General features: G+C 67.1%; 5 protein-coding genes. 2 read left to right on the top strand and 3 right to left on the bottom strand.

Translation table 11 applies throughout. The features are described 5' to 3' along the window. Window positions 1-28: 28 nt before the first annotated feature. Entirely contained in the window at window positions 29-196 is a 168-nt protein-coding gene (locus AB0H62_RS50670) for a hypothetical protein (protein WP_360592957.1), read from the bottom strand. Window positions 197-320: 124 nt separating this feature from the next. Continuing rightward, window positions 321-2,678: an arylsulfatase gene (locus AB0H62_RS50675; protein ID WP_360592958.1), complete on the bottom strand. Its 2,358-nt coding sequence runs from the start codon at window positions 2,676-2,678 to the stop codon at window positions 321-323. A 234-nt stretch (window positions 2,679-2,912) separates the two neighbouring features. On the opposite strand from AB0H62_RS50675, the gene AB0H62_RS50680 reads away from it, so the two are divergent. Further along, window positions 2,913-3,863 (top strand): formylglycine-generating enzyme family protein, encoded by a 951-nt coding sequence (locus AB0H62_RS50680; RefSeq protein WP_360592959.1) that lies wholly within the window; start codon window positions 2,913-2,915, stop codon window positions 3,861-3,863. A 22-nt stretch (window positions 3,864-3,885) separates the two neighbouring features. Further along, a complete protein-coding gene (locus AB0H62_RS50685; RefSeq protein WP_360592960.1) occupies window positions 3,886-4,785 on the top strand; it encodes an HAD family hydrolase in 900 nt (299 codons plus the stop codon). A gap of 454 nt (window positions 4,786-5,239) precedes the next feature. On the opposite strand, the gene AB0H62_RS50690 is transcribed toward AB0H62_RS50685, so the two are convergent. Beyond that, window positions 5,240-5,707, bottom strand: a complete 468-nt coding sequence (locus tag AB0H62_RS50690) for a nitroreductase family deazaflavin-dependent oxidoreductase (protein WP_220242498.1) — start codon at window positions 5,705-5,707, stop codon at window positions 5,240-5,242. Window positions 5,708-6,157: the final 450 nt, after the last annotated feature.

Raw genomic sequence — 6,157 nt, forward strand, 5'->3', positions numbered from 1 at the left:
GGCGGCAGCCGCGTTCAACGGTTGAGGATCAGGCTCGTCGTCGGCTGGCTAGGTCCGGTTTCTTGGCGCGTGCCGCAGCGATTGCTTCCGCGCCGTTTCCGGCTTCGGCGACCATGGTCAGGTCGGGCTCGTTGTCCAGGATGAGCCGGACTCCCCGGCGGAGTAAGGCATGATCGTCGGCCAGCAGGATGCGCACTTGCTCGGCCGCGCGGGGCGTCGAGGCGGCGAGCTTCGACCACGCCTCGGCCCACCGTCACAAGTCCTGACCCGGGCCGGTCCGCCGGCGGTGCATGGGGTGCCGTCGGCGGACCGGTGTCCGGCTACTCGCGCATGAGCATCGCCTCGGCCTCGCGCTCCTGGTCGACGTACGGGTCGCCGCTGACGTCGATCACGACCCGTTTGATGGTGCCGCCGGTGAACCGGTGGGGGCGTTGTCCCCGGTAGTCGTCGGTGACGGCGGCCCCGCTGTCGCGGCCGACGCACAGGCCCTCGCCGGCGAGTTCGAACGAGCCGGGTTGTGTCTTGATGCGGCCCTCGCCGACCTTGTGGTCGCCGTGGTAGAGCGACAGTATTCCGGTGGCGATGCCGGGCGGGTCCTCACCGTCCTTGTCGAACGAGGCCGCGAGGACCACGTTCTCACCCGCCGGCAGGTCCTCGGTCCCGTCGATCTTCTGCTCCAGCATGCCGACGAAGTTGTAGACGTAGTGCAGGCGGTTGTCCTTGACGTAGAGCGCGTGCCCGCCGAACCGCGCGCCGTGCGCGAACAGCACGCCCTCGGCGCCTTTGCCAGGAATGTCCACAAGGGACCCGATCGAGTACGACCGGTTGCGGATGTTGACCGCCTGTTGTTCGGGTACGTCCGCGACATCCGCGTAATAGACGTACCGGCTGCGGGCCGCGGACAGCTGCGGCCGCGGCGTGTTGAGGATTTCCAGGGGCGAGCGGTCGTCGAGCGGGAACGCGCCGTTGGCGTCGGCCTCCGCGAACCAGAGCCGGATCAACTCCTTGAGCTTGTCGGGCTGTTCGGCCGCGAGGTCGTGCACCTCGGCGCGGTCGACGTCGGTGTGGTAGAGCTGCCACACGTCGTCGGCGAAGTTGCTCCAGCCGCTGATCGTCGGGTGCGTCGTCACGGCCTTCCAGCCGTCGTGCCAGATCCCGCGCGAGCCGAGCATCGAGTAGAACTGGGTGGATCTGGCCGATGGCGCCGACGGGTCGGCGAAGGTGTAGCGCATGCTCACCCCGTCGAGCGGGCTCTGCGTGTGTCCCTTGATCGCCTCCGGCACCCGCAGGTCCACGCAGTCGAGCACTGTGGGCACGAGGTCGATCGCGTGGTGGTACTGGTGGCGGATCTCGCCGCCGTGCCCGAGTACCGACGGCCAGGAGATGATGCACGGGTCGGCTGTGCCGCCGTTGAACTCGTAGCGCTTCCACATCTTGAACGGCGTGTTGAAGGCCATTGCCCAGCCGTTCGCGTAGTGGTTGTAGGTCTTCGGACCGCCCAGCTCGTCGAGCATCGCGAGGTTCTCGTCGAGGTCGTCGGGGATGCCGTTGAACAGTTTGTTCTCGTTCACCGACCCGTTGGGGCCGCCCTCGCCGCTGGCGCCGTTGTCGGAGACCAGGATGACGAGCGTGTTGTCCCGTTGCCCGGTCTCCTCCAGGTGGTCGAGAAGCCGGCCGATGTGGTGGTCGGCGTGGGCGAGGAAGCCCGCGTATACCTCGGCCATCCGCGCGAAGAGGCGCTTTTCCTGGTCGGACAGCGAGTCCCACGGCTTCGTGTAGTCCAGCGGGGGGAAGGGCTGCCCGTCCGGGCCCTGGCGGGTCTCGGGGGTGCCGATCGGGTTGATCGGCGGGAGCTCGGTGTCGGCCGGCACGATGCCGAGCTCCTTCTGCCGCGCCAGCACGGTTTCGCGCAGTGCGTCATATCCCCTGTCGAAGCGGCCTTCGAATCGTTCGATCCACTCTCGCGGCGCGTGGTGCGGCGCGTGGCACGCTCCCGGCGCGTAGTAGAGAAAGAACGGCTTGTCCGGCGCGATCGCCTTGGCGTCCTTGATGAACTCGATCGCCTTGTCGGTGATGTCGTCGGTGAAGTGGTACCCCTCGTCGGGAGTCTTCGGCTGGTCCACCGGGTGGTTGTCGTAGACGAGGTCGGGATACCACTGGTTCGTCTCGGCGCCGAGGAACCCGTAGAACCGCTGGAACCCGCGGCCGGTGGGCCAGTTGCGCCGCGTCGCGGCGAGGTTCATCTCGTCGGTCGGGCACAGGTGCCATTTGCCGACGATGTAGGTGTTCCAGCCGTGCTCCTCCAGGATTTCCGAGATCATGCCGTTCTCCGGCGGGATCGTGCCGTTGGCGTTCGGGAAACCGATCGCCGCCTCCGTGATGCACGCCATCGCGTTGCGAGTGTGGTTGCGGCCGGTGAGCAGGCAGGACCGGGTCGGTGAGCACAGCGCGGTGGTGTGCCACTGCGTGAACCGCACGCCGTCGGCAGCGATGCGATCGATGTTCGGGGTCTCGATGACGCCGCCGTAACAGCTCATCGCGGAGTACCCGACGTCGTCGAGAACCATGTAGACCACGTTCGGCGCGCCGTCGGCGGCCCGCGGCGGCTCGAACGGCTCCCAGTCGGGAACCGAGTCGCGGATGTCGGTGTTGATCTTGCCCCGGAACGAGTTGGTCATGTCACTCCTCAGATCGCGCAGCTGAAGGCGGCCTCGCGCGCACCATCCGACATCGCGCGACGGCGCCCGGCCTCACCTGCACCAGGTGAACACCGAACACCGGGTGGCATCCACGACGAGCGAGAAGCGCTTGATGGATCAATCTGCACGGGTCACCCGGCAGGGGTGATGAAGCGCGGCCCGGCCCGCTGGGAACGTGTGGCGACGTCGCGCACAGCAGGCAGGGGGCACCCGATGGCCACCGCGCACACGGGTCAGGGACTTAGGCAGGCCGTGGCTGCGAAGCCCGACCCGACCGCGGACATGGTTTGGATCGCCGGGCGCACGTTCGAGATGGGCTCCGACGAACACTATCCGGAGGAGGCCCCGGTTCACGACGTGACGGTCGGCGGGTTCTGGATCGACCGCACCACGGTGCGCAACCGCGACTTCGAGCGCTTCGTCCGGGCGACGGGCCACGTCACGCTCGCCGAGCGGGCACCCGATCCGGCGGATTACCCAGACGCCTTGCCGGATCTCCTCGTGCCGGCGTCGTCGGTGTTCGTCGCACCGCAGCACGAGGTCGACCTGCGCAACGCCTACAACTGGTGGCGTTACGTGCCCGGCGCGGACTGGCGCCATCCGTCTGGCCCGGGCAGCTCGGTCCGCAAACGACCCGATCATCCCGTGGTGCACCTGGCTTGGGAGGACGCCGAGGCCTACGCGCGTTGGGCGTGCAAGGACATCCCCACGGAGGCGGAGTGGGAGCTCGCCGCGCGGGGCGGGATCGACCGCGCCGCCTACGCGTGGGGCGACGAGCTCAGTCCCGACGGTGTGTGGATGGCCAACACCTGGCAGGGAACCTTTCCGTACGCGAATACCGGCGCGGACGGTTACCTTGGCACCGCTCCGGTCGGGCGCTACCCGCCGAACGGATACGGCCTCTACGACATGATCGGCAACGTGTGGGAGTGGACCGCGGACTGGTACTCCGCGCACGACGATCCGGCAGGCTCGTGTTGTAGCCCGAGCCCGCGAGACCGCAGCATCGAACGCGGTGAACGCGTCCCGCGCAGGGTGATCAAGGGCGGCTCGTACCTGTGCGCGCCGAACTACTGCCGTCGCTACCGGCCTGCCGCCCGCATGGCGCAACCGATCGACACCGCCACCTGCCACGTCGGTCTCCGCTGCGTGGTTCGGCCCTGACCATCGGAAGGAGGGTTGTCTCGTGCTGACCACCTGGCGCGACGGCGCCGCGAAGAAGGCGATCACCAAGTTCGTCGAGCACGCAGCAGAGGTGCCGGCCGACGAACGGGTGGCGACATTCGACAACGATGGCACGCTGTGGTGTGAGAAACCGATCCCGATCCAACTCGACTTCATCCTCCGCCGCCTCGTGACCATGGCCAAGGAGACACCGGAGCTGCGCGTGCGCCAGCCCTGGAAAGCCGCATACGAGAACGACTTGGCTTGGTTCGGCGCAGTGGTCGCCGCACACCACGCCGGTGACGACACTCAGCTCCCCGCTCTGGCCGCCGGAGTGCTCGAGGCGTACGCCGACATTGGCGTCGAGGACTTCGAAGTCCAGGCGAACGAGTTCCTGACCAACACCCAGCACCCCACGTTGGGCAGGTCGTATGCGCGGTGCGCCTACGCGCCGATGGTCGAGCTCCTGGCACACCTGCGGGACAACGGCTTCAGCACCTACATCGCCTCCGGCGGCGGCCGCGACTTCATGCGGCCCATCAGCCACGCGGTCTACGGCGTGCCGCGCGAGCAGGTCATCGGCAGCACCGCGACACTGTCCTACGAGGACGACGAGCACGGCGGCAACATCCGCCACCAACCCGTCCTGGACTACCTCGACGACGGCCCGGAGAAGCCCATCCGCATCTGGAGCCGCACCGGACGCCGACCGTTGCTGGCGGCGGGCAACGCCAACGGCGACATCCCGATGCTCCGCTTCACCCACCACCCCGACAAACCGACCCTGCGCCTCCTGGTTATCCACGACGACCCCGACCGCGAGTTCGCGTACACCACCGGCGCCGAACAGGCCCTCGAACAGGCCGACCGGGACGGCTGGACCGTCATCAGCATCCGCGACGACTGGCGCACCGTCTTCTGAGCGGTCACGCCTGCTCCGGGGCTTCCTGCGCGCGGTCCGGCCCTCGGCCGACGTCAACCCCGCGGGGTGATGCCCGTCGGGCTCGCGACCGGACAGGGTCGGGGCAGCACCACAAACGGTGAACCCTCCGAGCGGCTGCGGCCGTGCACCGCGGATCGTGCGCGAGGAGTAGGCCTTGTCGCCGCGGATGCACGACCTCGGCAAGTTCGAGATCGACCAGTTCGTGGAGTTCGTAAATCGTGGGCTGGGTGGATTCGTGAACCTGGAGCGCCGCCCAATCCGGCCTGGTTTGTGCTTTGTCATGGTTGAGACGCTTGTGGTTCCAGTGGCCAAGTTCCGCCGCGGCCTCATACGTGCTCTGCAGGAACTCGCGCAGCGCCGGGTCGGGGGCGACGGCCGTAAAACTAAGCGAGGACTTCTCTGGAAGGCTCCGTCACGAAGACTGTTCCGGAAATCACCGTGCGGAGACTGGTTTGCTGCCCTCAACCGGCTCCAGCACGAACACGGGGATCTCCCGGTCGGTCTTGCTCTGATACTCCGCGTACGACGGGTACACGGCGACCGCGCGCTCCCACCACTCGGCCTTCTCCGCTCCGGTGACCTCACGCGCCCGCATGTCCCGCCGGACCGGGCCGTCCTGCAGTTCAACGTGTGGGTCGGCCTCGACATTGAAATACCACACCGGATGCTTCGGCGCGCCACCCTGCGAGGCAACCGCCACGTACGTCCCCTCGTGCGCCACCCGCATCAGTGGCGTCTTGCGGATTTTCCCACTTTTCGCGCCCCGTGTCGTCAGGATGATGACCGGCAACCCGGCGTCGGGCGAGATGGTCCCCTCCGTCCCGCCTGAACTCTCATACAACTCCACCTGATCACGCACATACTTCACCGGGCTCGGCTCGTACTCGCCCTCGAGAGGCACCGTTCCATCCCTTCGTCGTCACAGATCTTCGGATGCTGGGTAACAGCGGCAGCGGAACGCCTCGTCCTTACCGGCCTTCTCGCAACATCGTGGTCACGGCGCCCGTCTCGACGCAGAGCAGGCACTCCTTTCCGCGGTGTTCGCGGTGACGATGATGTGGGTCTCAGGGCGATGTCGAAGTACTCTTCGATGGACGAGTTCTACCCCGGCACGGACGATCTGCTCGAAACCCGGCTGCACGTGTCGAGTCGGGCTTGGACACGCCCACCGGCCAGTGTGGCTGGGGTGACCGGAGTCAGGTAATTGGTCCCCAAGAAGTGGGCGCAAGTGGCCCCACATTTGGGCTGTTTCCCTCCTAGTGTTGCGTGTCGTTGATTGATTTACGTCTGTGGTGTTGAGAGAATCACAGTCATGTACGTGGCCTCGGCGTTGGAGTTGCGTGATGGTGAT

The organism is Amycolatopsis sp. NPDC050768 (assembly GCF_040654155.1).
In the GTDB taxonomy this organism is placed as follows: Bacteria; Actinomycetota; Actinomycetes; order Mycobacteriales; family Pseudonocardiaceae; genus Amycolatopsis.

What these genes read in the sequence shown, in the direction of transcription:
- AB0H62_RS50680 (WP_360592959.1), top strand. Translation starts at nt 2,913, where the DNA reads ATGGCCACCGCGCACACGGGTCAGGGACTTAGGCAGGCCGTGGCTGCG.
- AB0H62_RS50675 (WP_360592958.1), bottom strand. Translation starts at nt 2,678, where the DNA reads ATGACCAACTCGTTCCGGGGCAAGATCAACACCGACATCCGCGACTCG.